This window comes from Streptomyces sp. Ag109_O5-1 (assembly GCF_003814875.1).
Classification (GTDB): domain Bacteria; phylum Actinomycetota; class Actinomycetes; order Streptomycetales; family Streptomycetaceae; genus Streptomyces; species Streptomyces sasae.
In genome coordinates this window covers 36,236-60,960 of the sequence record NZ_RKQF01000002.1, presented here as the reverse complement: position 1 = coordinate 60,960, position 24,725 = coordinate 36,236, and the positions used below count along the sequence as shown (strand labels likewise).

Sequence of the window (24,725 nt, the reverse complement as noted above, 5' to 3'; positions counted from 1 at the left end):
CCATGGCACGATTCGTCCGCTGGTACGGCTCCAGACCCCTGCACCTGCTCGTCCTGATCGCCTCGTTCGCCCTCACCGGCTACGCCATGGTGCGCCTGTTTGCCGTCCAGCCCTGGGAGGTGGCGATCTGGTTCGTCGGCGCGGCGATCCTGCACGATCTCATCCTGCTGCCCCTGTACTCGCTGGCCGACCTGTCTGCCCTCTCCGTGCTGCGGCATCGCGCAACCGACGCGCCGACGGTGCCGTGGATCAACCACCTGCGGGTTCCCGCCTTCCTGTCGGGTCTGCTCCTGCTGGTCTGGTTCCCCCTCGTCTTCCGCCTGGCGGTGCCCTACCTCGGTGACACCGGGCTGCCCGACAGCGTCTACCTCGGCCGATGGCTGGCGATCACCGGCGTGCTCTTCGCGGCTTCCGCGATGACCTTCGCGTTCAGGCTCCGCCGCGTGCGGCGGGGCGGCCGCAGCGACGAGAGCCCGCCCGCCTCAGACGATGGCGCCAAACCATGACCACCGATGAGGACGAGTCGTACGGGGCAGACGAGGATCCCTACGCGATGGCCCTGCAACCCGGCCGACGACTTGTGTATCTACGACAGGTAGACGGGCGCCGGATCCGGATGCCGGTGCACCGCTGGCACGAGCAGCCCACGGAGGCCGACAAGACCGTACTGGAACGCTGCATCGGCCCCGTCCTCGATGTCGGCTGCGGCCCGGGTCGCATGTGCAGGGCACTCCTGAGCCGGGGGGTCTTCGCCCTCGGGGTCGACATCGCTCCTCGTGCGATCGCCCTGACCACCGCCCTGGGCGGGCTCGCACTCTGCCGATCGGTCTTCGACCGGCTGCCGGCTGAGACAGGCTGGCAGACGGTCCTCCTCATCGACGGCAACATCGGCATCGGAGGCGATCCGCGTGGCCTGCTGCGCCGATGCGGTCGGCTCATCGCCCCCGCCGGGCGCCTCGTCGTCGAAGTCGACCCCCGCGACGTCGAAGAGCTCTGCACCGTCCGGTTCGAGGACCTTCAGGGCCGGAGCGGTCCGTTCTTTCCCTGGGCCCGACTGGGGCGACAGGCGCTCCACAGGGTCGCCGAGGACCTTGCCTTCAGTGTCGCCGACCAGTGGACGAGCGGGCACCGGTGCTTTGCCGCCCTCACTCACCAGGGATCAGCGTCGGACTGCCCCGACGTGGAATCATCGTGACGAGAGGGAGGCGCTGGCATCCGAGTTGGAACCTGCCACACCCCTCATGAGCGATGTCGCTGGGCTCGGTCGGTTCCTCGCTACCCATGCCATCGACTGGGACAAGCGGAAGGCCACCTGCCCACGCGGGGAACTGGCTTGCGCGTGGCGGAGTCTGGCGCGGAGGTCAGTGGACGTTCTCGTGCCCGGCGCGCGCCGGTGCTGGGCCGCTGGCCGCGGTCGTGGTCCGCGCTGCGGCGCGGGCCGCGGCGTCCGGCAGGGTGAAGGCGAAGACCGCGGTGGCGGCGGCGATTGCGGCGAGGGCCAGGTAGGCGTCCTGGTAGGCGCCGGTGGGCGGATGGGCGGAGGCCGTCGTGGGGGTACCGAGCACCAGGGCGGTGGTGACCGTCGCGGGCGCGAGCGCGCCACCGGTCTGGCGTATGACGGTGTTGAGGGTGGAGGCCTGGGCCAGGTCGGGCTTGGCGATGTTGGCGAGCGACGCCACCGTCGTCGGCATGAAGACGCCGCCCATGGCGATGCCGAGGAGCAGCATGTAGGCGCGGAAGGTCCACGGACCGGTGTTCTCATCGCAGGTGGAGAAGAGCAGCAGCACCAAGGCGACCCCGGCCATGCCGCATCCGACGATCACCCGGGGTCCGACGCGGGCGTAGAACACGCCGGCGAGTTGCACGGTGAGCAGGACGCCGAACGCCTCGGGGAAGGTGCTGGTGCCGGACTCCAGTGCGGTGCGCCCCTGGGCCTCCTGGAGGAAGAGCGGGCCGAGGTACATCGCGCCCAGGATCGGGATCAGGCCGACGAGGTTGATCAGGTTGGTGTCGCGGAAGAGCCGGTCCGTGAAGAGCCGGAGCTTCAACAGGGGCTCGGTGCTGCGCAGTTCGAAGACGGCGGCGGCGGCCAGCAGGATCGCGCCGAGGGCCAGCCCGGCGATCACGGGAGTCGAGGACCAGCCCTGGTTGGGGCCCTCGCAGATCCCGAACATCGCGGCCCCCAGCCCGGCGGCGCTCAGCAGTAGTCCGGTCAGGTCGAAGCGGCCGGGCGGGCGGCCGTGCTGCTCGGCGAGGAACAGCATGCCGAACACTACGACGGGGATGCCCACCGGCAGGTTGACGTAGAAGACCCAGCGCCAGGACAGATGGTCCACGAGCAGCCCGCCGAGGATCGGCGCGGCGGCCGGGGCGATCTGCTGGGGAACGATCATGTACCGGGATATCCGCACCTGGTCGGCGGTGTCGAAGGTGGCGAAGAGCAGCGCGGCGGAGGCCGGGAAGAGCACGCCGGCGGAGAGTCCTTGGACGGCGCGGTAGCCGACCAGTTCGGCGAGCCCGGGGGCCGTGCCGCACAGAAGTGACGAGGCGAGGAAGGCGCCGAGCGCCCAGAGAAGGACGCGTTTCGCCCCGAACCGCTCGACGAGCCAGGCGGAGGCGGGGATGGTCATGGCGAGGCAGACCGGATAGACCACGACCACCCCGTCCAGGGCGGCCGTCGTGAGGTCGAACTGGCGGGCGATCGAGGGCAGCGCGATGGTGGTGATGGCGCCGTCGACGATGGCGATGAACGTCACGCTGGCGCAGATAACGGGGACGACCAGGCGTTGGCCGGGACGGCGGAGGCGGGGTGACAGCCGGAGGCGGCGAGGGGACGACAGCACATGCTGAGCATACTCAGTATGTGGCTGCTCATAGAATCGGATTGTCCAGCCGGACCGGGCAATGACCTTCCCGGGCCGGGGAACGGTTCGATGGGGAGCGGTCATGACGGTGCAGGGCAGCAGCGACATCCTGGTGGACGAGCTGTACGAGACGACACACCAGTTGCGTCAGTTCGTGGAGGCACGGCTGCGCACCGGGGGCGCGTCGGTCGCCCGGCTGCGCGCGATGCGGATGCTGGCGCACGCCGAGGAGCCGCTACGGATGCGCGACCTGAGCGACCTGACCGGTGTCTCGGCCCGGACCACGACCAGCATCGTCGACAGCCTGGAGCGCGACGGCCTGGTCGAGCGGGTCCGTCATCCGCATGACCGCCGCGCCTTCCTGCTCCGGCTCACGGACCGGGGCGTGGAGTGCCACCGCGAGGCGGAGACGGTGGACCGCGACGCCCTCGCCAAGGCCACCGCCGGCTTGGATGCCGAGGACCGTGACCGGTTGCGCGCCCTGCTGGCCCGTATCCGCAAGGCCACGGACTGACCGACGGTTCCGCCCGGAATTCCTTCGAAACATTCGAAGGAAGAACTCGACCAGTGGCTACACCACTCGGCGGCAACGCCGTTGCATTACTGATCTCGGCGCTATGAGGTGACTGTTCGCTCGGGCTGCTGACTGCCTGTCATATGTGCGCTATGCCGTTGGTATGCGTTATGCGGATGGGGGCGGGCTGACGGCGAAGGGCCGTCGGCGCCGCGAGGTGGTGCAGTTGGAGGCCGGCGGGCTGTTCGCCGAGGGGGTCAGGCCTGCTGAGGCGGCCCGCCGGTTACGGATCAGCCGGAAGTCGGCCTACGGGTGGCACAAGGCCTGGCGGGAGGGCGGTGCCACGGCGCTGGCCTCGCGCGGGCCGGTCGGGCAGCGGTGCAAGCTCTCGGCACGGTGTCTGGAGAAGCTGGCCGCGTATCTGGAGGAGGGGCCGGCCGTGCACGGCTGGGACCAGGACCAGGTGTGGACCGGGGCACGAGTGGCGACGCTGATCGGCCGCAAGTTCCATGTCTCTTACAGCGTTTCGGGGGCGACGAGGCTGATGCGTCGGCTCGGTTTCACCCCGCAGGTGCCGGTGCGACGGGCCGCCGAACGCGATGAGCGGGCAGTGGCCGCGTGGAGGGAGGCGACGTGGGCGGAGGTAAAAGCGCCCGGGCGGCCTGCGACGGCTACGTCTGCTTCGAAGACGAGGCCGGGTTCACCCGCAGGCCGCCGAAGGGCCGCACCTGGGGCAGGCGGGGCATCACCCCGGTCGTGAAGGTGAGCGGCCGGCGTTCTGGGAGGGTCTCCGCTGCCGCTCTGATCGCGATGCGTCCTGGCTCACGGACCCGGCTGTGTCACCGGCTGCGGCTGCACACCGGGCGCAAGGGCGAGCGCCGCAGCTTGTCCGAGGACGACTACATCCGTCTGATCGACGGGATGCACCAGCTGGTCAAGGCGCCGATCGTGCTCGTATGGGACCGGCTGAACACGCACGTCTCCCACGCGATGCGCGACCTGGTCCAGGCCCGGGACTGGCTGACGGTGTTCATCCTGCCCGCGTACGCGCCGGAGCTGAACGTGGTCGAGTACCTGTGGGCCCACGTGAAACGCAGCCTCGCGAACCTTGCCAGCGTCGCCCTCGACCGCCTCGAAACCCTCGTGCGCAACCGGCTCAAGCGGCTCCAGTACCGCCCCGCCGTCCTCGACGGCTTCCTCGCTGGCACCGGCCTCTCCCTCGACCTCCTACCACCATCACCTTGAACCGCCGAAATCAGTATTCGCCTCGCTTGCTACGTCTCCTATCACGTGGTCGGCCCCGAGGGCCGGGTCACCCGCAGCGAGAACATCTCCGTGCCGTCAGGCGCGATGATGCACGACTTCGCCCTGACCCAGAACCACGTCCTCATCTACGACCTGCCGGTCACCTTCAGCCGCGAGGCCGCCCTGCGCGGCGCGCCGGTTCCCTACGAGTGGAACGACGCGCACCAGGCCCGCATAGGGGTGATGCCGCGGGCGGGAATCGCGGCCGACGTGCGGTGGGTCGATGTGGATCCCGTATGGATCTTCCACACGCTGAACGCCTACGACGACGGGGAGCGCGTGGTTCTGGACGTGGTCACCCACCCGAGGATGATGTCCAAAGCCACCGGCTCCATCGAAGGCCACGGCACGCCCGCCCTGGACCGCTACACCCTCGACCCGGCCGCGGGGAAGGCCACTGTGCAGCGCCTCGACGACCGACCGCAGGAGTTCCCCCGGATCAACGACCGGCTGATCTCGCTGCCGTACCGCTACGGCTACACGGCGGCCACCACCGATCTGATCGAGTCCTTCGCCAGCACCCTTGAACTCGAGCAGCTCCCTGACGACGCGTTCTCCAACCGGTTGATCAAGCACGATCTCCACCGCGGGACCCAGGAGATCCGCACGTTCGGCAGGGCCGCGACGCTCACCGAGCCGGTCTTCGTGCCCGCGGCGGCCGGTGGCGCCGAGGACGACGGCTATCTGTTGGTGTTCGTCCATGACCCCGAGCGGCTCCGCCACCGACCTGGTGATCCTGGCGGCCCAGGACGTCACCGCGGCCCCCGTGGCCACCGTCCATCTGCCGGCCCGGGTCCCCCTCGGCTTCCACGGCAGCTGGATCCCCGACGCGGGCTGACAAGGAGCCCTGGAAGGCGCCCGCTTCGGAGGGCCCGAGGCGGGCCACGATCACTCGTCCTGCGGGTAGGTCGTGAAGTAGTGCTCCTTGGTCTGCGCGAGCCGGGTGCGCGCGACGGCGAAGTCCAGGACGGCGGGGCGGCCGGCCGCGTTCTCCGCGAGGGCGCGCTTCAGGGCGTCAGGTACGGCGGCCGGGTCGTCGACGCGTTCGCCGTACGCGCCGCAGGCCTCGGCCAGGCGGGCGAAGTCGGGCTGGAAGGGGAACTCGGTGTCCTGAATGCGGTTGCCGTAGGTGTGTTCCTGGAGGTCCCGGATGGAGCCGAGGGCGTCGTCGTTGAGCACGCACCAGGTGACTGCGAGTCCGTACTGGGCGGCCATCGGCACGATGTTCATGACCATTTGGAAGGAGCCGTCGCCGACGAAGCACAGGGCGGGCCGCCGCGGGTGGACCAGGCGGGCGGCGGGCAGGGCGGCGGCCGCGAACCCCATGCCGTAGAAGCTGGACGGGGTGATGACGGAGCGCGGTTGGTAGACGCGGAAGAAGGGGAACGCGCCGCCGATGTGCTGGGCGAGGGCGCCGACGTCGACGCCGAGGACGGTGTCGCGGGGGAAGACGGAGCGGGCGGTGCGGATGACGCGGGCGGGATGGATCGGGGCCCTGTCGTCGAGTGCCATGCGGTCGACGGCGGCGTCGAGGGCGGTGATGTCCTGGAGGAGGCGCTCCGTGCGGCCGGGGGAGGCGTTTGTGTCCTCGGACAGGGCGGTAAGGAGTTGCTCCAGGACTCTCTTGATGTCGCCGTTGACGGGGATGTGGGCCGGGATGGCGCGGCCCAGTTCGGCCGGGTCGATGTCGACCTGGATGTAGGTGGCGTCGGGGGACGGGAGGGCGGTGGGCTGCCAGTTGGTCTCCATCTCCTCGAAGCGGGTGCCGAGGCCGAGGACCACGTCCGCCTCTCCGAGCAGCCGTTTGGCGACCGGGTTGCGGTGGGCGCCGAGGCCACCGGCCGCGAGGGGGTGGTCGTCGGGGAGGCTGCCGCGTCCGGCGAGGCTGGTCAGTACGGGGGCCGACAGCCGTTCGGCCAGGGCGCGCAGTTCGTCGAAGGCGCCGGAGGAGGCGACTCCGCCGCCCGCGATGATGAGCGGGCTGCGGGCACCGGCGAGAGCGGCTGCCGCGGCGTCGACGGCCGGTTGGTCGGCGGCGGGCCGGGCGGGCGGGCCGACCGGCAGGTACGGCTTGTCGGGGACGTCGAGGGTCAGCAGGTCACGCGGAATGTCGATCAGGACGGGGCCCGGCCTGCCGCCGCGGGCGCGGGCGAAGCCCTGCCGCAGGACGTCGGTGAGGAGGTCGGCCCGGTCGACCCGGACCGACCACTTGGTGACGGGGGCGAACACCTGGTCGGTGGCGACCTCCTGGCTGGCGCCCCGGTGCGCGGTCGCCGTGGCGCCGCGGCCGCCGAGCACGATCATGGGCAGGGCCCCGACGTATGCCTCCGCGACCGCGGTGAGGGTGTTGGTGACGCCCGGTCCGGCGGTGACCAGGACCACGGCGGGCCGGCCGGTGAGCTGGGCGTACGCCGCCGCCATGGCCGCCGCATGATGCTCATGGCGTACCAGGAAGCTGCTGATGCCAGGCGTGCGGTGGATGGCGTCGTAGAGGGGCAGAACATGACCGCCAGGCATGCCGAAGACATGGCTGACGCCCTCGGCCCGCAGGGCATTGACGATGGCCTGACCGGCGTTGATCTCGACCATGGCGGCGCGACTCCTGTTCTGGCGTGCTGGTTACGGGTGTCCGGTCAGAAGGGGTAGGGGGCGATCCGGGGGCGCGCGGTGAGCCACTGGGTCTCGGTGAAGGCCTCGATGTTGGCCTCGGGGCCGCCGAAGCGTGACCCGGTGCCGGAGGCGCCGACGCCGCCGAAGGGGGCGTTGGCCTCGTCGGAGACGGTCTGCTCATTGATGTGGACAATGCCGCTGGGAACCGCGTCCGCGATGGCCATGGCGTCGCCGACGTCACCGAGGATGCCGAGGGAGAGTCCGTACTCGCTCTCGGACGCGAGAGCGATCGCCTCCTCCGTCGTGGCGAAGGGCACGACGGGCGCCACGGGGCCGAACACCTCGTCCGTCCAGGCGGGCATCGCCGGGGACACGGCCGCCAGCACGGTCGGGGCATAGAAAAGGTCCTGGTAGGTGCCGCCGGCGGCGAGCCGGGCGCCGGCGGCCACGGTCCGCCGCACGAGGTCGTCGACGCGCCCGAGCTGCCGGTCGTCGATGAGCGGGCCGAGCGCGACCTGACCGGACGCCGGGTCGCCGACGGGCAGGTGGGTAGCCTTGGCGGACAGGGCTTCCACGTAGGCGTCGTGCAGGCTTTCGTGGACCAGGTGGCGGCCGGTGGACATGCATATCTGGCCCTGGTGCATGAAGGAGCCGAAGGCGCCGGCGGAGGCGGCCAGCGCCAGGTCCGCGCCGGGCAGCACGATGAGGGCGTTGTTCCCGCCGAGTTCCAGGTGCGTGCGCTTGAGATGGCGGGCACCCAGCTCTCCGACCCGGCGGCCCGCCGCCGTGGATCCGGTGAAGGAGACGACGCGGACCTCGGGAGCGGTCACCACGGCCTCGCCCACGTCGGCGCCGCCGGGCAGTAGTTGGAGGAGTCCCTCCGGCAGACCGGCTTCCTGGAAGATCCGTACGAGGGCGACTCCGCCGCACACCGCCGTGCGCGGGTCGGGCTTGAGGAGTACCGCGTTGCCCAGCGCGAGGGCCGGGGCGACGGAACGGATGGACAGGATGACCGGGAAGTTGAAGGGTGCGATGACGCTGACCACGCCCGCCGGGCGGCGCCGGGCGAAGCTCCAGCGTGCCTCGTCGGACGGCAGCACAGTGCCGTGCGGATGGCTGGGCAGCGCGGCGGCCTCGTAGCACTCCTGGGCGGCGATGTGGGTCTCCAGCACCGCCTTGGCGCGGATGGCGCCGCTCTCGCGGACGATCCAGTCCTGGATCTCCTCGGCGTGCGCCTCCCACAGCGCGCCGGCCCTGCGCAGGACGGCGGCCCGCTCCCCGGGCGGCCGGGCCGCCCACTGTGCCTGCGCGGCCGCCGCTCGGGTGGCGGCCTTGCGCGCGTCCTCCGCGTCGGCCATCCCGATGGCGCCGAGCGGGTCCCCGGTGGCGGGCTCGATGACCGGGGCGGTCCCGCCGGAACCGCCGGACCAGCCGTCGGCAAAGATCTTCGCAGTCCATGTGTCCGCGTCGAGAAGGCTCACGATGCACTCCCTGAAGTGATTAGACTTCACAGTATTGTCGTGTGTTTCAATTTCGCAAGACCTGTGCACGGATGGTCCTTCCACCTGCAGAAGTCTTGTTGCCGACATCGCCAGACTGCTTAGATGTCTTAGATTGTTGACTACTCCACAGGAGGCAGCGATGTGCTCGATGCACCCCACGGCGGCAGCGGCACCCCAGGCCTCGGCCGCAACCACGGCCATCGACCATGTCGGACTGTCGGTCCGTGATCTCGACGCGGCCGTCGTCTTCTACACCAAAGCCCTCGGACTCACCGAGGAGTTCCGCTTCGAGGTCGAGGACCAGCGCATGCGTGCTGTGGTGCTGCGCGCCGCCGACGGCTACGCGGTGGAGCTCATGTCCCGCCCCGATTCGGTCCCCTCGCCCCCCGCGTCCGACCCGAACACGGCCGTACTGCGCCAGGGTTACGGGCATTTCTGCCTTCGGGTGACCGACTTGGACGGCCTCTACGACCGAGTGCTCGCCGCGGGCGCCTCAGTGATCGTGCCACCGGGCCCGGCCCCCCACCCCGATGTCCGCTTCGGCTATCTCGCCGATCCTGAAGGCAACCTGATCGAGCTGATCCAGATTCGCGAGGGAGCAACGCTGTGACCGGCACACCGTTCATGGAGGGGAAGTCCGGACTGGTGACGGGCGGCGCCGGCGGTATCGGCCGGGCCAGCGCGCTCGCCTTCGCACGGGCGGGTGCCGCGGTGCTCGTCAGCGACCTGGAGAGCTGCCGGGACGGCGGGGAGCAGACGGTCGAGCTGGTCGGGAAGGAGGGCGGTCGTGCCCGCTTCGTTCCCTGCGACGTCACCCGCGAAGCGGACCAGGAACGGCTGGTCGCCGAAACCGTACGAGCTTACGGGCGGCTCGACTTCGCGCTGAACAACGCCGGCGTCGAGCACCAGGCGAGCCTCGTCGACATGGAGGCCGCCGACTTCGACCGGGTCATCGCCGTCAACCTCAAGGGCGTCTGGCTGGGGCTGAAGCACCAGATCCGGCAGATGCTCGCCCAGGGCGGTACCGGCGCGATCGTCAACACATCGTCGCTGGCCGGGCTGGTGTCGCCACCGCTGCTCGGAGCGTACGTGGCGAGCAAGCACGGTGTGCTCGGCCTCACCAAGACGGCCGCCGTGGAGTACGCCGAGTCCGGAATCCGGGTGAACGCCGTGTGTCCTGCCTCCATTCGCACACCGCTCATGGACGCGCTGACGGACGATCAGCTTGCCCAGTGGGTCAGCCGCATGGCCATCAAGCGGCTCGGCAAGCCGGAGGAGGTCGCGGCGGCGGTGGTGTGGCTCTGCTCGGACCAGGCGAGCTTCGTGACGGGGGTCGGTCTGCCGGTCGACGCGGGGGCGTCGGCGATGTGAACCCTCCGGCGGAGGATGACGAGGCAAGTACCGGGCGTGACCCGCGAGTTCGGGTCCCCCGGCACTCTTGTGTCCGAACACCTCTGCGTGAGACACGTCGGGCCTGCGGCCTGGTGCCGCGGGCCCGACTCACGTATGTGCTGTCAGAAGCCGTTGCACGCCCTCCACACTGGCCGGGACCGGCGCCAGCCCCAGTGAGGCGACGATCTCCTGACACGACATCACCCTGTGCCTGTCTGACCGGCGTTCGGCCAGTGGGGATTCGAGGGTCGCGGCGGCTGACCGCGCGAGGCCGCAGCCGGGAGCACCCGCTGACGCACCGTCATGCCGCGCGTCAGCGGGTGTTCGGGTCAGACGTGGTCGAGCTGCCGGACCGGGTTGGTCGCCGGGGTGTTGGCGGTCGGTGTGGGAGCGGGCAGGCGGGCGCCTTCGATGTCGACGTCGGGCAGTACGCGGTCGAGCCAGCGGGGGAGCCACCAGGCACGGTGTCCGAGCAGGGCCATAACTGCGGGGACGATGGTCAGGCGGACGACGAAGGCGTCGAAGAGCACGCCGAAGGCGAGGGAAAAGGCGATCGACTTGATGACGGGGTCGTCGGTGAAGATGAACCCGCCGAAGACGACCATCATGATCAGTGCGGCGGCGACGACCACGCGTCCGCTCCTGGCCACGCCGTGGGCGACGGCTTCGCGGGCGTCGCCGGTGTGCTCGAAGTGTTCGCGCATGCGGCTGATCAGGAAGACCTCGTAGTCCATGGCGAGGCCGAAGAGCACTCCGACGAGCAGGACGGGGAGGAAGGCCACCACGGGTGCGGCGGCGGCGACTCCGAAGGCGTCGGTGAGGTTGCCGTCCTGGAAGACCCAGACGGCGAAGCCGAGGCTGGCCGCGGTGGACAGCAGGAAGCCGAGTACGGCCTTGAGGGGGACCAGCAGTGACCGGAAGGCGATGGTCAGCAGGACGATGGCCAGGATGGTGATGATGGCGATGAACAGGGGCAGTGCGTCGGCCAGTTTGGCGGAGACGTCGATAGCGGTGGCGGTGGTGCCGGTGACGTACATGACGCCGCCGGCCTGGGTGACGGCTTGCTTGTCGTTGTCGCGCATCCGGTGCACCAGGTCGGTGGTGGCCTGGTCGTCCGGTCCGGTTGTGGGGATGACGCTGAGGAGGGAGACCGTGCCGGCCTGGTTGGTCACCGGCGGGGCGACGGCGGCGACGCCGGTGTCGCCCCGCAGCGTGTCGGCCAGGTTGTCGAGGAGCGCGGTGCGCTGGGCGTCCGGGACGCGGGCGGTGTCGACGGCGACGGTGACGGTGGCGTTGTAGCCCGGCCCGAGTCCCTGGCCGAGCAGGTCGTAGCCGCGGTGCTGGGTGCTGGCGACGGGTTGGGTCTCGCTGCCGGGCAGGCCGAGACGCAGGTGGCCGACCGGCAGCGCGACGGTTCCGAGAGCCGCCAGGCAGACGAGCAGGGCGGCGACGGGCCGGCGGATGATCATGCGTGCCCAGGCCAGGCCCCACGCCCCGGCGGAGTCGGGGCGTGCGCTCCGGGAGCGGCGCTGCTTGGCGCGGGGGCGCAGCCGTTCACCGGCGAAGGCCAGCACGGCCGGCACGAGGGTGAGCGAGACCAGGACGGCGAGGAGCACGGTGAAGGCCGCGGCCAGGCCCATGACGGTCAGGAACGGGATGCCGGTGGCCGACAGGGCCGCCAGCGCGATGATCACCGTGAGGCCGGCGAACGCCACGGCGCTGCCCGCGGTGGCGGTGGCGCGACCGATCGAGTCCTGCACGTCGAGCTCGTCGTCACCCTGGCAGGCCAGCTGCTCGCGGTGGCGGGACACCAGAAACAGGGCGTAGTCGATGCCGACGGCCAGGCCGATCATCAGCGCCAGGGTGGTCGCGGTCTCGGTCATCTGGACGAACCCGGCCACGAACTCGACGCCCAGAACGCCGATCGCCACTCCGACGAAGGCGGTGACCATGGGCAGTCCGGCCGCGACCAGCGACCCGAGGGCGAGGGCGAGTACGAGGAACGCGACGACGATCCCGATGATCTCGGCGGGGCCGCTCACCGAGACGGTCGGATCCATCGCCGAGCCGTCGTACTCGACCGTGAGGCCGGCGTCCCGGGCCGGTCCCATCGCTGAGATCAGCGCATCGGTGGCGGACTTCGGCACCTCTCCTGCCGCCTTGGCGAACTGGACGTCGGCGAAGCCGATCGTGTGGTCGGCGGACATCGTCTGGCCCGTCACCGGGTCGGACACGGAGATCACCCCGGGCACCGAGGCGGCGTTGTGCAGGCTCGAGGCGATCGCGGCCTGCTCCTTCCCGCTGAGCAGCGTGGCACCGGGCGGTGCGGCGAACACCACGCGTGCGTCGGCGCCGGCAGCTTCCGGAAACTCCTTCTTCAGCAGGTCCGTGGCCCGCTGCGCCTCGATCCCCGGCACGCTGAACTGTGTGGAGAGGTTCCCGTGGAGGGTGATCCCGAGCCCGCCCACCACCGCGAGCAACAGCAGCCAGCCCGCCACCACCCAGCGCCGGCGGCGCGCCGCCCACCGGCCAAGTGCGTACAACTTTCCAGCCATGACTGTTCCCTGTCGCCGATCCGTCGAGACGACTGCAGCCTAAGCTAAATTTGCAGTGCGCTGCAATATTGCGAGGAGCTGTAATTTTGCAGTAATCTTGGCGCCATGGTGAAGCAAGGTCTGCGGGAGCGCGGTAAGGCAAGGCGCAGCGAGGCGGTCATCCGTGCCGCCTTCGAGTTGTTCGCCGAGCAGGGCTACGACGCCACGACGGTCGCCGAGATCGCGGAACGGGCCGAGGTCTCGCCGCGCACGGTGGCCATGTACTTCCGCTCCAAGCAGGACATCGCCATGTCCAAGTTCAGCGAGGGCGCGGACCGGCTGACCGAGGCGATGCGCAACCGGAGCCCCGACGAGCGTGCGGTGGACGTCCTCGGGCGGTGGCTGCTGGCGGAACACGAGTCGGGCGACGACGAGATGGTCGAACTGGAACGCCGCATGTTCGTCGCCAACCCCGAACTGGCTGCGCTGCGGACGGCACGGATGGACGCCGCCATCCGCGAATCGACCAGAGTCGTCGCCGAGGATCTCGGCGTCGCCCCGGAGACCGTCGGGCCCCGGATGGTGGCCGTCGCGGCGACCGCCATCATCATCGAGCTCTTCACCGGCACCCAGGAGTCCGACCTCGAACAGGCCGCGGTGGTCGCCCTGCGCCTCATTGAGGCGGCGATCGAGTCCCTTCCTCGGGACGCCGGCTAGCGCCGGGTGTCCTTGGGTTTTCGGCCAGTTGCGGCGAAGGGGGCACCTCCCGGCCGAAGGCTGGGCGAGCGTGCATGGGGGGCACCTCCCGCCCCCTTGGGGCCGGGGGAAGCGTCGCGACGGGGCGAAGGTTGCCTGCCGCGGCCTTGGCACCGCACGCCGGCTCTCCGCACTTTCAGGAGTGGTGCACCCCGTGGGCGAAAGCGCGAGCGGTCACCAGGGGTAGGAGCGCCAGGGCCGCGGGGATCGCGAAGGCGAGGCGGAACGCGGGGTGGGGTGTGGGCCGGGTCCGGGGTGTGTCTGGGGGCCCGGGAATCGACCAGCGGGAGCAGGGCTGCGGGCCGGGGGTCACTGGGGGTGGTTCACGTGCCGGGGGCGGGGTGCGCTGCCGGCGTCCGGTGGTGCGGCCGGTCGGCGTCGCCCGGGTGAGCTGGAGCGCGGCGGGGCGGGGCTGGTGCGGTGTCCGCGCGGTGTGGTGCGCAGCGGTACGGCTCGGTGATGATGGCCCGACGGTCTCCGGGGCGACGCCGAGATCCTCGGCGACGACTCTGGTCGATTCGCGGATGGCGGCGTCCATCCGTGCCGTCCGCAGCGCAGCCAGTTCGGGGTTGGCGACGAACATGCGGCGTTCCAGTTCGACCATCTCGTCGTCGCCCGACTCGTGTTCCGCCAGCAGCCACCGCCCGAGGACGTCCACCGCACGCTCGTCGGGGCTCCGGTTGCGCATCGCCTCGGTCAGCCGGTCCGCGCCCTCGCTGAACTTGGACATGGCGATGTCCTGCTTGGAGCGGAAGTACATGGCCACCGTGCGCGGCGAGACCTCGGCCCGTTCCGCGATCTCGGCGACCGTCGTGGCGTCGTAGCCCTGCTCGGCGAACAACTCGAAGGCGGCACGGATGACCGCCTCGCTGCGCCTTGCCTTACCGCGCTCCCGCAGACCTGGCTCTCGGAATGCCCGCAAGTTACAGCCCACCGCAATGTTGCAGTCCGCTGCAAACTTAGCTTAGGATGAAACTCGCCCGCCCCGGCGGCCTCGACTCCCTCCCCACCGATGACCTGGACCGCGCCAAAGCCGCATCTGGGACCTCCTGCACCGAAAGGCCACCCCATGACCCCGACCCGGACCATCCTGATCACCGGCTGCTCCTCCGGCATGGGCCGGCAGGCCGCGCTGGCCCTGCACCGGCTCGGCCACCGCGTGTACGCCACTGCTCGCCGCCCCGAGACCCTGGCCGACCTGGCTGCGCTCGGCATGTCCACCCTGCCGCTCGACGTCACCGACGAGCAGTCGATGGCCGACGCGGTGGCCGCCGTCGAGGCCGAGCACGGCAGCGTCGACATCCTGATCAACAATGCCGGATTCGGGCTGCACCTGCCCGTGGAGTCCGCCACCCCGGCCGAGGTCCGCGCCCAGTTCGACACCAACGTCTTCGGCCTGGTCCGGATGGCCCAGCTGGTGCTGCCGGGCATGCGCCGCGCCGGGCACGGCCGGATCATCAACCTCTCCTCCATGGCCGGCCGCTTCTCCCCTCCCGGCGGCGCCTTCTACCACGCCAGCAAGCACGCCGTGGAGGCGATCAGCGACTCGCTGCGCCTGGAGGTCGCGCCTTTCGGCATCGAGGTCGTCGTCGTCCAACCCGGGCCCACCATCACCGAGTTCAGCGGCACCGCGGTCGGCACCATGGCTCCCGCCACGGACGCCGCCGACCCGTACGCCGGCTTCCGCGCCAAGCTCGCCGACATGTACGCCAACCACGCCTTCACCCGCCGCAGCGGCGCCGTCCCCGCCGAGGCCGCCACCAAGGTGATCGTCCGCGCCGCCACCACCGCCAAGCCCCGCGCCCGGTACGCGATCGGCGCGCTCGCCCGCGCCACCATGCTGGCCAAGCGCCTGCTCCCCGACGCCGCCTTCGACGCCCTGATGCGCCGCAGCTTCCCGCTTCCCGAGGCGGCCTAGTGGTGGGCATCGGTTCGATTGAGGTGACTCGGTCGGGTGATCTCCAGCCGGTTCGCGCATGAAGGCAGGGCCTCCTGTCCAGCTCGGGATTGTCGAAGTCCAAACGAGCCGGCCAGGAGGCCCTGTGTCGCAGTCTTGCGTTCCTATGCCCGTGCCGTCCAACTCGGCTACCCGGTCGTGTGATTGCCTCGCTCACCGGTTCGGGAATGCGGGCGACCGTCCGGACCGTGCGCGCGGCTACGACTTGGACATGACGGACACCGAGTGGGTCATCGTGCGGGACGCGATGCCCGTGCCGCCGTGGCTGCAGGGACGGGGCGGGCAGCCGGAGGGCTACTGCCACCGGCAGATGTCGGACGCCGTGCGCTCCCTGGTCGACAACGGCATCAAGTGGAGGGCGATGCCGGCGGACTTCCCCGCCTGGCACCGGGTCTACGCCTTCGCGCGGCGGTGGCGCGCGCGGGGCCTGCCGGCTGAGTTCCACGACCGGCTGCGGGGCATGGTCCGCGAGGACGCCGGCCGCGACCCGGAGCCGACCGCCGCGGTGATCGACGCGCAGTCCCTGCGCGCGGCGGCCACGGTGCCGGCGTCCTCACGCGGATACGACGGCGCGAAGAAGGTCCCCGGTCGCAAGCGCCACATCGTGGTCGACTGCCTCGGCCTGCTGCTGGCCGTGCTGGTCACCGCCGCGCCCGGCGGCGAGCGTGAACCGGCCCGGGGTCGGATCGACGGCCCAGCCCCGATCCGCCAGCCGCTTCATCTTCGAGCGCACGCCCTCCACACTGGCCGGGACCGGCGCCAGCCCCAGTGCGGCGACGATCTCCTGACACGTCATCACCCTATCCCTGTCTGACCGGCGTTCGGCCAGCACGGACAGGATGCGCCGGTAGCCCAGGGCCAGTACGTTTCCGCCGACAACGCGGGCCGCCACACCGGGACGACCGAACCCGCACGAGCCACCCGCGACGGCACGGCAGCGGGCGCGTCCGGGACGGACACCGGCTCCGACACGCAAGGTTCCTCGGCCGATGCCGGGCCCTCGAGTCCGGCTTCCACGGGCCTCGGCGCGGACAGGACCTCACCGACCCGCTGACGCGTGATCAGCCATTCCTGCCAGTCCGTCTCCGCCTCGGCGAGTGCGGCGAGCACCCGGTCTGCTTCCTCCCGCAGCCCCTCCACCCGCTCACGCGCGGCCAGCTCCCGCTCCTCCAGCAGACCCACGACCGACGCCATCTTGGCGCCTTCACCCACGAGGCAACCCGACCCGCCGAGCCTGCCTCGCCAACACCGACATCATGCCTGAGCTGCGGAAACACACCCATTAAGTTCGGTACGACAACGGCTTCTCAGCTTGATCATTAACCTCGCTGCTGTTTCAGGCGGACGTGTTCGGTGAGGGTTTCGATTCGTTTCACGGTCTTCCCCGGCTCGTGACGTGGGGCTGGCCTGCGGTTCTTCGAGCCGAGTGGGCGTCCGGGCCCTGGCTTGGAGGGTCTGGGCACGTCGGCGGGACGGGCGGTTTTCACGCGGAGGTGGCGGAACCCCCGGCGGACCCGGGCAGGGGTGAGCCGGCGCGGCTCGGAGGGCCGTTCCCAGGGGCGGCGGAGGTCCTCGGCGAGGGGCCGGGCAAGGCGGAGTTGGGTGTGGGCGGCGATGATCAGCCAGGTCCACAGGTCGGCCGTGTGTGGATCGCGGACCTTGGGGACAGTCCAGCCGAGGGTCTGCTTGAACAGCCGGAAGGTATGTTCAAGATCGAATCTGCGGAGGAACGCCTGCCAGCGGACGTCGACGTCCTCGCCGGTCATGCCGGTGCGCGAGGACCACAGCCACACCGGCTTGGGGTCGCGGTCACCAGGCAGGTACTCGACCTTCAGACGGATCAACGTGCCGTGGATCAAAGGGAGTTCACCGCAGTGGTCGAGCCAGGGGCCACGGGCCTGCAATCGGGGGTGCATCCGGTCCCAGGCGAGGGCTTCGGCCGTGCCGTAGCGGGTGGTGTCGCACGTCGTGGCCTGGTCAGGGGTGTGCCAGGACTCCGGGTTGGAGAAGGTGAGGACCCCGCCGTGCTTGCGGGGCTGCCCGCCACGCGGGGTGGAGCGACGCGGCCCGGCATCCCGGAGCATGACCCGGTCCGAGCGCAGCCGGCCGACCAGCTCGACGGGCAGGTCGGCCAGGACGTAGGCGAGGCGGGTCACGTCGTAGCCGGAGTCCATGACGACGAGGATGTCCTCATCGCCCGGCCGCCACTGCCCGGCGTGCACCAGCCGGGTGACCACCTCACGCAGCTGGGCGGCGGTGATTGCGGTGGCGTCGTCGGCCGGCCCGAGCCGGATCGCGTCCAGCACGGCTGTCCAGGAGGTCCGTCCTGTTTCCAGAGCGGCCACGAAGGAGTAGGGCCAGCCGGGGATGAACTGATCGGCGCTGCGGCCCCGCCCGTAGACATGGCAGAACAGCAACTCCGGACTGGTCGGGGCATCAGGGCGCAGCCAGTTGCTCACGTCCACGGCGAGGACGATCCGCCCGTCGGCGGCACGCGGCAGCGGGGTGGAGGCCAGCAGCCTGCGCAGGCGGCGCGGCTCCAGCCAGCCGTGGTTGACCGCGTCGTACATCGCCCCGTGCCCGCGCCGGTGCTCGGCCGTGAGCGTCAGCTCGACCAGCGAGGTGACCGGACCATCGGCACACAGCACTGCGTCGGTGAGCTCGAAGAGCGCATCCGCACGGCTGTAAAGGCAGTCGTAGAACTGGACACGAAAGTGGGACAGGATGCCCAACGCGGCCTCAGCAGACTGTTCAGCGGCAAGACTCTTCACCAGCGGCCGTTCCTTCACGCGACGTTGCTCGACACCTCGAAGCGTGAAGAACGGCCGCCCTGCTGTCTCAGGAACACACCAAGATCAGCAGGTCGAGTGACCAGCGAGGATAAATGCCAAGCTCAGCGCAGCGCCCGCGCCCTGATCCCCTGCTTGCCGGGCGAGAAGATGCCCTGCGGGTCGAGGCAGTCCTTGACGGCTTCGTTGAAGCGGCGCTGGGCGTGGCCGCCGAAGTCGAAGGTGTCGGCGACAGCGTCCATGTGGCGCAGGTGTGTGCGGTAGACGCCGTAGCCGCGGCGGGCGCCTTCCGGGATGAGCCGGCCGATCACGTCGTACGCGTGCCGGGTCTGCGCCGCGTCGGCCGTGTTGAACCACAACGAGGTGATGTTGACGAAGGCGCGCGGGGTGAGCATCAGGGAGGTGGCGTAGTCCAGGCCTTCGGCCGCGAGGGCGGAGCGCAGCCAGCGGTTCTGCTCCAGCGCCTCCTCGCCGGTGAGCGGGGCGACGGGGGAATAGTCGAGGTGGCCGCCCACGCCGTGTTCGTCCCAGCTGAGGTTGTCCAGCAGGTCGAGCGTGGGGACGCCGGCCTGGGTGGTGTCGGACTGGTGCCGGATGCGCGGCAGGGCGGCGGCCGGGCCGTCCGGGATGGGTTCGGCGGGCGCCGTGAGCCGGTCGACGGCGGTGGCGCCGTCGTATGCGCGAGCGGTGAGGCGGGCGCCGGGGATGGCCTCGAAGGCGCGGCGGCAGATCTCGTACTGCTGCTCCACGATTTCCGCGTGGCCGTACAGGGCGAAGCGCATGTACCAGCGGCCCGTGTCCGTCTCGCGGGCTATACGGTCGATGGCCTCCTCCGGAAGCGCGCCCTCTCCCCGGTACCAGTACTCGCGGGGGACACCGCTGAGCGCGCCGCCGACGAGCATCGTGTTGTACGCGATGGGGTAGTTGGGGATGGTGCGGTCCAGGAGCAGCGGGCGGACGGTGTCGACGAGGGCGACGATGTCCTCCTCGCGATCGACCCGCACGTCGCAGGACATGTACACCTCGGGCTGCGGTACGAGCCAGCAGCCCATCTTGGTGACGATGCCGTAGTTGGACTGCATGAACATCCCGTCGGCCGACGGACCGAAGCCGGGCTTGCGGACGGGCCAGGACGGGTTGCCCTTCATGGCGCCCATGCCGGTACGCAGCAGGGAGCCGTCGGCGAGGACGACCTCCATGCCGCTCTGGCGGCCGGGGTGGTCGCCGAGCGGGGTGAAGCCGACGCCGTGATCGAGGCAGTTGCCGATGACGCTGCCCCAGCCGAGGTCGGGGATGGAGGGCCACAGGGCGAGGCCGCGCCGCCGGATCTCCTCGAAGAGGTCGAAGAAGCGCACACCGGGCTCGACCACGCAGTACGCGAGGTCTTCGTCCAGTTCCAGGATGCGGTTCATGCGACGCAGGCTGACCGAGACCGAGCCGGTGGTGGCCGGGGCCGGACCGCCGTATCCGTTGTTGCGGCCCTGGGAGAACGTCCACAGCGGCAGGCTGTGTTCGCCGGCGATCCGGACGACGGCCTGGACCTCCTCGACGGTCGCGGGTGAGACGACAGCGGAGGGGATGTGCTCCTGCCAGGAGGCGTGGGCGTAGGGATCGCGGTACGGCAGCAGGTCCTCGGGGCGGTGCAGGACATGCTCCGGGCCGAGGGCGGCGGAGAGAGCGGCTAGGGCGTCGGCGGAGAGGGGCGGTCGGGTCATGACGGGGAGTCCTCGGCGTTCGTGCGCAGCAGGTACGCGGCGCTCAGCTTGTCGGGGTTGTCCTTGAGCTCCTGTGCCGTGCCGCTGAAGCGGATGCGGCCGCCTTCCAGGATGTGGGCGGTGGTGGCCAGGGCGAGGGCGACGTGTGCGAACTGCTCGATGAGCAGGACGGCCGTGCCGGCGGCGGCGACGTCGGCCAGGACCGGCATCAGACGCTTCACCACGACCGGCGCCAGGCCCAGCGACAGCTCGTCCACGACCAGCACGGACGGCCGGGAGGCGAGTGCCTGGGCCAGGACGACCATCTGCTGCTGCCCGCCGGACAGGGCACGGGCGGGGGTGTGCCAGCGTTGCCTCAGCTCGGGGAAGAGCTCCAGCGCGTACTCGACTCCGGTCCGGCGGGCCTCGCGGCCGAGGGAGTAGACCGCGGCGTGCAGGTTGTCACGGACGGTCAGGCTGGGCAGCAGCCGCCGTCCTTCGGGTACGACTGCCACCCCGGCCGCCCGCACCTTCTCGGGCCGGCGTCCCGTCAGCTCGCGCTCGCCGAGCAGGAGGCGCCCGCCGGTGGGGCGCAGGATGCCGCCGAGCGCGAGGACCAGGGTGGACTTGCCCGCGCCGTTGGGGCCGAGGAGAGCGGTGACCTCTCCGGCGGGGATGTCGAGACGTACGTCGTGCAGCACGGTCCGGGTTCCGCGTGCGACACGGAGCTCTTCGACGTGCAGCGCGGGCGCGGTGGTGACGGTCATGCGACCTCCTCGGTACCGAGGTAGGCCCGCACGACATGCTCGTCGCGCAGGACCTCCTGGGTGGGACCGGCGGCGACGATCCGGCCGAAGTCGAGCACGGCGGTGACGTCGCAGCAGGCAGACACCAGGCTCATGTCGTGGTCGACCAGTACGGTCATGGCGTCCAGCTCCGCCGGGATGCGGCGGATCACGGCACCGATCCGGCCCGTCTCCTCGTCCGGCAGCCCCGCGGCGGGCTCGTCGAGCAGGACCACGCGGGGGCGGCCGACGACCGCACGGGCGAGCTCGACCAGCCGTCGTTCCCCCGCGCCCAGGGCGCCGACCGGGGCCGTGGGGCTGACGGAAAGGCCGACGAAGTCCAGGGCGGTGAGCACGTCGCGGTGGCGGTCGCGGCGGTGGCCCCCGGTGTGCTCGTGGACCATGGCCACGTTGTCGTACACCGACAGTTGCTCGATCGCCTGCTCGGTCTGGAAAGTGCGGCGCAGCCCCCAGCGGGCTCGGCGGTGGCCCGGCAGGGCCAGCAGGTCGTCACCGAATGCCAGGACGCGGCCGGTCGCCGGGGTGACGAAGCCGCTGAGTACGTTGAAGAAGGTGGTCTTGCCGGCGCCGTTGGGGCCGATCAGGCCGCAGGCGCCGCCGGGCAGCGTCAGATCCATGGCCTGGATGGGGGTGACGCCGCCGAAGCGTACGGTCAGCTCCCTGATCTCGATCATGACGTGGTCCTCCGCATCCCGACCCGGGCACCCAGCCGGGCCAGGTCCCGGCTCATCTGGCCGGCGATGCCCTCCGGCGAGGTGACCAGTGTCTGCACGAGGCCCACCCCGAAGACGATCAGCAGGACGTTGCCGCTGACCCCCCAGGTGTCGAGCAGGGCGGGCATCGCCTTCAGCATCAGCCCTGCCACGACGGCTCCGGCGAAGTGGTACATGCCCGCCATCAGCAGGGCGGCCAGCAGAGTGATCGACTCCTGTGGGGGGAACTGGTAGACCGTCAGCCCGCCCGCGCTGGCCGCCAGCAGGGCCCCGGCCACACCGGTCATGAAGCACGCCAGGGCGAAGGCCCACAGCTTGTACAGGGTGACGTTGATCCCGGCGGCCACCGCCGCGTGCTCGCTCTGCCGGATCGCCGCCCAGGCCCTGCCCGGCCTGCCCCGGGTATGGGCGATGGCCAGCAGGAACATCAGGACACAGACCACGACCGTGTAACGGAAGTAGGCGGTGTCGCCGGCGGCGACGGCGGGCCGGGCCAGCGGCACGGTGCCGGATTTCACGGGGTCGTAGCCGAGGAAGCCGGGTCCGCCGTTGGGGAAGTTGGTGTTGGTCAGCACGATGGTGACCGCAGCGGCCAGCATGAGGGTGATCAGGGCCAGGTACAGGCCGGACAGCCGCAGGGCGGGGAGCCCGATGACGATTCCGATCAGTCCGGTCACCACACCGGTGGCCAGCAGTACCAGCCAGAACGGCAACGCACCGGTCTGGCCCAGCCGTTCCGCGGTCCAGCCGCCGACTGCGAGCATCGCGATCTGGCCCAGTGAGATCAGCCCGACCCGCCCGTACAGCACGCTCAGACCCAGGGCCGCGACCGAGAACACCGCCGCGGCGGTGAGAACCTGGATCCAGTACGGGCTGGTGAACAGCGGCAGCAGGAGCGCGGCCGCCGCCACAGCGGCCGGCCAGGCCGCCGCCGACAGGGGCTGCCGCAGCCTGTGCCCGATGGCCGCCGTCGGGTGCCGCGCATGGTCCGGTGCGGTGGTGCGGTGCGCGTCTTCGAGGACGTTCATTCGTCAGACCCTTGTCTGTGACGGGCGGCGGACGGCCATGACCAGCACGACCGCTATCGCCACCAGGAACGGCGTCATGGACCGGTAGGAGGACAGGCTCGCCACGGGAGTGAGCAGGGACTGGGCGACCCCGATGACGAGGCCGGCAGCCAGCGTGGTCCACAGCGACTCCAGCCGTCCGACGAGGGCGGCGGCCAGCCCGGAGATGATCAGGAACGTCAGACCGTTGATGTCGAGGCCGACCAGGTTGGACAGCACGATCCCCGCCACGCCGAAGACGACGCCGGAACCCAGCCAGGCGGCCGCCTCCACCCGGCGCACCGGTACGCCCAGCAGCGCGCTGCTCTCCCGGTCGTCGGCCAGCGCGCGCATCGCCGTGCCCAGCGCCGTGCGGTCCAGGAACACCGCGGTGACGGCGGTGAGCAGCAGGCCGAGCGCCAGGCTGATCAGCTGGGTGCCGTTGACGTGCACGGTGCCGAGGACGATGCCCCAGGCGGTCGTGGGCAGGGAGAGGGAGTAGGTCTGCGCGCCCCAGATCCAGGACATGGTGCCCAGCAGGACGAGCGTCAGACCGAGCGTGGCCGCGGCCTTGACCAGCGGTTCGCGCTGAGCGAGCCGGGGACCGAGGAGCAGGCCGTACACCAGGGTGATCGCCGCCGACAGCGCCACGCCGAGTGCGGCCGCGGGCCAGACGGACAGGCCCGCGGTGGTGGCCAAGGAGCAGGCGGTGAAGGCACCGACGGCGCCGACCGCTCCGCCCGCCAGATAGAGCACTCCGGTGGTGCGGTACAGCACCACGATGCCGACGCCGGAGAGCGAGAACACACCACCGAGAGCCAGTCCGAGAACGAGGAAGGGCAGAAGGCTTGGCATGGGAGACGTCCGGTTCCGATCAGCCGCCGGCGGTCAGCCGAGACCGATCTGCTTCTCGTATGCGCGGATCTTGGCGAAGTTGTTGTTCGGGAGGGCGGGCATCTCGGAGCAGTCCTGGGTCTGCGTCCACTGACCGCTCTTCGGAGTGATGGTCCGGGTGGTGTTGTTGGCGGTGTGGAACGTCTGGGTGCCGAAGTACCAAGGCTTGCAGTACAGGTCGGACCGGTAGTCCTTGACACCCTTGAACGCCGCGCCCACGGTGGCGGTGGTGTAGTCGCCGGACTTGATGCTCAGCAGCGCCTGGACGGCGATCCGTGCGGCGGTGAAGCCGAGCTGGCCGAAGTTTCCGAGCTGGGTCTTCGGGGCGTACTTCCGGCGCAGCTGGAGATAGAGCTGGTTGTCCGGACCGGGCGAGCTGGCCAGGTTCATCTCGGCGTTGACACCGAGCTTGCCGTCCCAGGCGCTGCCCAGTTGCTGGAGCATGGACTGGTCGTTGCAGCCCGCCGGGCAGCCCCATATGGCCTGGTCGATCAGTCCCTGCTGCTCGATTGCCTTGAACACCTTCAGAGCCTCACCCGCGTTGAGGTTCACCACGACACCGCCGCCGGCGCCCGCGGCCTGGGCGGCCTTGAGCGCGAGCCCGTTGGCGTCGGCGACCGGGACGTTCTCCACCCAGGCGGTGACCGGGACGCCAGCCTTCTTGCCGAGCTCCTTGATGCTGGCGTTGATGGCGTTGGAGCCGGGTGTGTTGCTGGTGAAGACGACCAGCTTCTTGGCGCCCTTGTCGAGCAGGTACTGGGCGGTGGCCAGCGCGCTGTAACTTGCGCCGACGTTGACCGGCGCGATGGCGGGGGAGTTGAAGCAGTCGAGGGCGAGGCCCGCGTCGATACCGTAGACGGCCTTCTTCTCGTAGGTCTTGGCGTTGACCGAGCAGTCCAGGACGCTGCTGCTGGCGGTGAAGCCGACGATCTTCTCGGTGTCTATCAGCTTGGTCGCCAGGGACGCGGTCAACTGCGGGTCGAGCGCGTCCTTTTCCACGACGAGTTTCACGGGGCGGCCGATGATGCCGCCGTTGGCGTTGACGCAGGAGAAGTACGCGTTCGCCATGTCGGTGACGTCGGTGAAGCTCAGCCCGGGGGTGTCAGAGACGATGGCACCGAGCTTGATGGCCGGCCCGGTGGCCGTCTTGCCGTTGCCGAGGCCGCACTTGGAGGCCTTGGACGGCTTCGCGGAGGAGGCCGCGGCGGCGTCGGTGCCGGTGGAGGCGCAGCCGGTGGCCAGCAGGGCCAGGAGGGCTGCGCAGGCGGCGACGGTGAGCACGCGGGTGCTCGTGGATCTGTGCGGGCGATTGCCGTTGGTCTTCACAATGGGCTCCGTTGCTCACGGTG

23 protein-coding genes and 2 pseudogenes are annotated in these 24,725 nt (G+C 70.5%); 12 read left to right on the top strand and 13 right to left on the bottom strand.

The genetic code is table 11. The features are described from left to right. Positions 1–2 precede the first annotated feature (2 nt). Positions 3–506 (top strand): hypothetical protein, encoded by a 504-nt coding sequence (locus tag EDD90_RS53495; RefSeq protein WP_123982615.1) that lies wholly within the window; start codon positions 3–5, stop codon positions 504–506. Beyond that, a complete protein-coding gene (locus tag EDD90_RS53490) occupies positions 503–1,195 on the top strand; it encodes a bifunctional 2-polyprenyl-6-hydroxyphenol methylase/3-demethylubiquinol 3-O-methyltransferase UbiG (RefSeq protein ID WP_123982613.1) in 693 nt (230 codons plus the stop codon). The genes EDD90_RS53495 and EDD90_RS53490 overlap by 4 nt, the downstream gene beginning before the upstream one ends. Positions 1,196–1,361: 166 nt before the next feature. On the opposite strand, the gene EDD90_RS53485 is transcribed toward EDD90_RS53490, so the two are convergent. Then, positions 1,362–2,756, bottom strand: coding sequence for a DHA2 family efflux MFS transporter permease subunit (locus tag EDD90_RS53485; protein WP_185149723.1), 1,395 nt, complete (start codon positions 2,754–2,756; stop codon positions 1,362–1,364). Between the two features lie 190 nt (positions 2,757–2,946). On the opposite strand from EDD90_RS53485, the gene EDD90_RS53480 reads away from it, so the two are divergent. The 5 genes and pseudogenes from EDD90_RS53480 to EDD90_RS53460 all read left to right on the top strand — a co-directional run bounded on the left by EDD90_RS53480 (position 2,947) and on the right by EDD90_RS53460 (position 5,521). Next, complete coding sequence (locus tag EDD90_RS53480; RefSeq protein WP_123982609.1) at positions 2,947–3,378, top strand: MarR family winged helix-turn-helix transcriptional regulator; 432 nt, start codon at positions 2,947–2,949, stop codon at positions 3,376–3,378. A gap of 163 nt (positions 3,379–3,541) precedes the next feature. Then, positions 3,542–3,997, top strand: a pseudogene (locus tag EDD90_RS53475) (winged helix-turn-helix domain-containing protein); the annotation flags it as partial. Next, the gene (locus tag EDD90_RS53470; protein WP_311737289.1) at positions 3,997–4,623 is read left to right on the top strand and encodes a transposase; all 627 of its coding nucleotides are present in this window, start codon (positions 3,997–3,999) and stop codon (positions 4,621–4,623) included. The pseudogene EDD90_RS53475 and the gene EDD90_RS53470, both read left to right, overlap by 1 nt. Positions 4,624–4,668: 45 nt before the next feature. After that, positions 4,669–5,337 (top strand): annotated as a pseudogene (locus EDD90_RS59375) (carotenoid oxygenase family protein); the annotation flags it as partial. 46 nt (positions 5,338–5,383) lie between these two features. Next, positions 5,384–5,521: a carotenoid oxygenase family protein gene (locus EDD90_RS53460; RefSeq protein WP_107472567.1), complete on the top strand. Its 138-nt coding sequence runs from the start codon at positions 5,384–5,386 to the stop codon at positions 5,519–5,521. 50 nt (positions 5,522–5,571) lie between these two features. On the opposite strand, the gene EDD90_RS53455 is transcribed toward EDD90_RS53460, so the two are convergent. Together EDD90_RS53455 and EDD90_RS53450 are read right to left on the bottom strand one after the other, a co-directional pair. Continuing rightward, entirely contained in the window at positions 5,572–7,272 is a 1,701-nt protein-coding gene (locus EDD90_RS53455; protein WP_123982607.1) for a thiamine pyrophosphate-binding protein, read from the bottom strand. Between the two features lie 44 nt (positions 7,273–7,316). After that, entirely contained in the window at positions 7,317–8,774 is a 1,458-nt protein-coding gene (locus EDD90_RS53450; protein ID WP_123982605.1) for a benzaldehyde dehydrogenase, read from the bottom strand. A 160-nt stretch (positions 8,775–8,934) separates the two neighbouring features. Here EDD90_RS53450 and EDD90_RS53445 point away from each other — a divergent pair, with 160 nt between their 5' ends. Then, entirely contained in the window at positions 8,935–9,405 is a 471-nt protein-coding gene (locus EDD90_RS53445; protein WP_121417173.1) for a VOC family protein, read from the top strand. Next, positions 9,402–10,166, top strand: a complete 765-nt coding sequence (locus tag EDD90_RS53440) for a glucose 1-dehydrogenase (protein ID WP_101375148.1) — start codon at positions 9,402–9,404, stop codon at positions 10,164–10,166. The genes EDD90_RS53445 and EDD90_RS53440 overlap by 4 nt, the downstream gene beginning before the upstream one ends. A 350-nt stretch (positions 10,167–10,516) precedes the next feature. Here the strand turns inward: EDD90_RS53440 and EDD90_RS53435 are convergent, their stop codons facing one another. Continuing rightward, positions 10,517–12,742, bottom strand: coding sequence for an MMPL family transporter (locus EDD90_RS53435; RefSeq protein WP_123982603.1), 2,226 nt, complete (start codon positions 12,740–12,742; stop codon positions 10,517–10,519). Between the two features lie 105 nt (positions 12,743–12,847). Between EDD90_RS53435 and EDD90_RS53430 the strand changes: the two genes are divergently transcribed. Beyond that, on the top strand, positions 12,848–13,438 hold the full coding sequence (locus tag EDD90_RS53430; RefSeq protein ID WP_123982601.1) for a TetR/AcrR family transcriptional regulator: 591 nt from the start codon (positions 12,848–12,850) through the stop codon (positions 13,436–13,438). Positions 13,439–13,613: 175 nt separating this feature from the next. On the opposite strand, the gene EDD90_RS58310 is transcribed toward EDD90_RS53430, so the two are convergent. Continuing rightward, a complete protein-coding gene (locus EDD90_RS58310) occupies positions 13,614–14,399 on the bottom strand; it encodes a TetR/AcrR family transcriptional regulator (protein ID WP_260328844.1) in 786 nt (261 codons plus the stop codon). A gap of 147 nt (positions 14,400–14,546) precedes the next feature. Between EDD90_RS58310 and EDD90_RS53420 the strand changes: the two genes are divergently transcribed. After that, positions 14,547–15,395, top strand: coding sequence for an SDR family NAD(P)-dependent oxidoreductase (locus tag EDD90_RS53420; RefSeq protein ID WP_030944676.1), 849 nt, complete (start codon positions 14,547–14,549; stop codon positions 15,393–15,395). Positions 15,396–15,645: 250 nt separating this feature from the next. Beyond that, complete coding sequence (locus tag EDD90_RS58790; RefSeq protein ID WP_311737288.1) at positions 15,646–16,248, top strand: transposase; 603 nt, start codon at positions 15,646–15,648, stop codon at positions 16,246–16,248. On the opposite strand, the gene EDD90_RS53410 is transcribed toward EDD90_RS58790, so the two are convergent. The 8 genes from EDD90_RS53410 to EDD90_RS53375 form a co-directional block, all read right to left on the bottom strand. Next, positions 16,230–16,628: a hypothetical protein gene (locus tag EDD90_RS53410; protein WP_311737287.1), complete on the bottom strand. Its 399-nt coding sequence runs from the start codon at positions 16,626–16,628 to the stop codon at positions 16,230–16,232. The genes EDD90_RS58790 and EDD90_RS53410 overlap by 19 nt on opposite strands. 125 nt (positions 16,629–16,753) lie before the next feature. Continuing rightward, entirely contained in the window at positions 16,754–18,166 is a 1,413-nt protein-coding gene (locus EDD90_RS53405) for an NF041680 family putative transposase (RefSeq protein ID WP_221305243.1), read from the bottom strand. A gap of 161 nt (positions 18,167–18,327) precedes the next feature. Then, positions 18,328–19,938 carry an FAD-binding oxidoreductase gene (locus EDD90_RS53400; RefSeq protein WP_030944683.1) on the bottom strand — a complete coding sequence of 537 codons (1,611 nt, stop codon included), beginning with the start codon at positions 19,936–19,938 and terminating at the stop codon, positions 18,328–18,330. After that, positions 19,935–20,684, bottom strand: a complete 750-nt coding sequence (locus tag EDD90_RS53395) for an ABC transporter ATP-binding protein (protein WP_099926173.1) — start codon at positions 20,682–20,684, stop codon at positions 19,935–19,937. Before EDD90_RS53395 ends, EDD90_RS53400 begins: the two co-directional genes overlap by 4 nt. After that, positions 20,681–21,397 (bottom strand): ABC transporter ATP-binding protein, encoded by a 717-nt coding sequence (locus EDD90_RS53390; RefSeq protein WP_123982597.1) that lies wholly within the window; start codon positions 21,395–21,397, stop codon positions 20,681–20,683. The genes EDD90_RS53395 and EDD90_RS53390 overlap by 4 nt, the downstream gene beginning before the upstream one ends. Beyond that, positions 21,394–22,464 carry a branched-chain amino acid ABC transporter permease gene (locus EDD90_RS53385; RefSeq protein ID WP_123982595.1) on the bottom strand — a complete coding sequence of 357 codons (1,071 nt, stop codon included), beginning with the start codon at positions 22,462–22,464 and terminating at the stop codon, positions 21,394–21,396. Before EDD90_RS53385 ends, EDD90_RS53390 begins: the two co-directional genes overlap by 4 nt. A 3-nt stretch (positions 22,465–22,467) precedes the next feature. Continuing rightward, positions 22,468–23,337, bottom strand: a complete 870-nt coding sequence (locus EDD90_RS53380; protein WP_115905603.1) for a branched-chain amino acid ABC transporter permease — start codon at positions 23,335–23,337, stop codon at positions 22,468–22,470. A gap of 33 nt (positions 23,338–23,370) precedes the next feature. Further along, complete coding sequence (locus EDD90_RS53375; protein WP_185149721.1) at positions 23,371–24,702, bottom strand: ABC transporter substrate-binding protein; 1,332 nt, start codon at positions 24,700–24,702, stop codon at positions 23,371–23,373. Between the last annotated feature and the right edge of the window lie 23 nt (positions 24,703–24,725).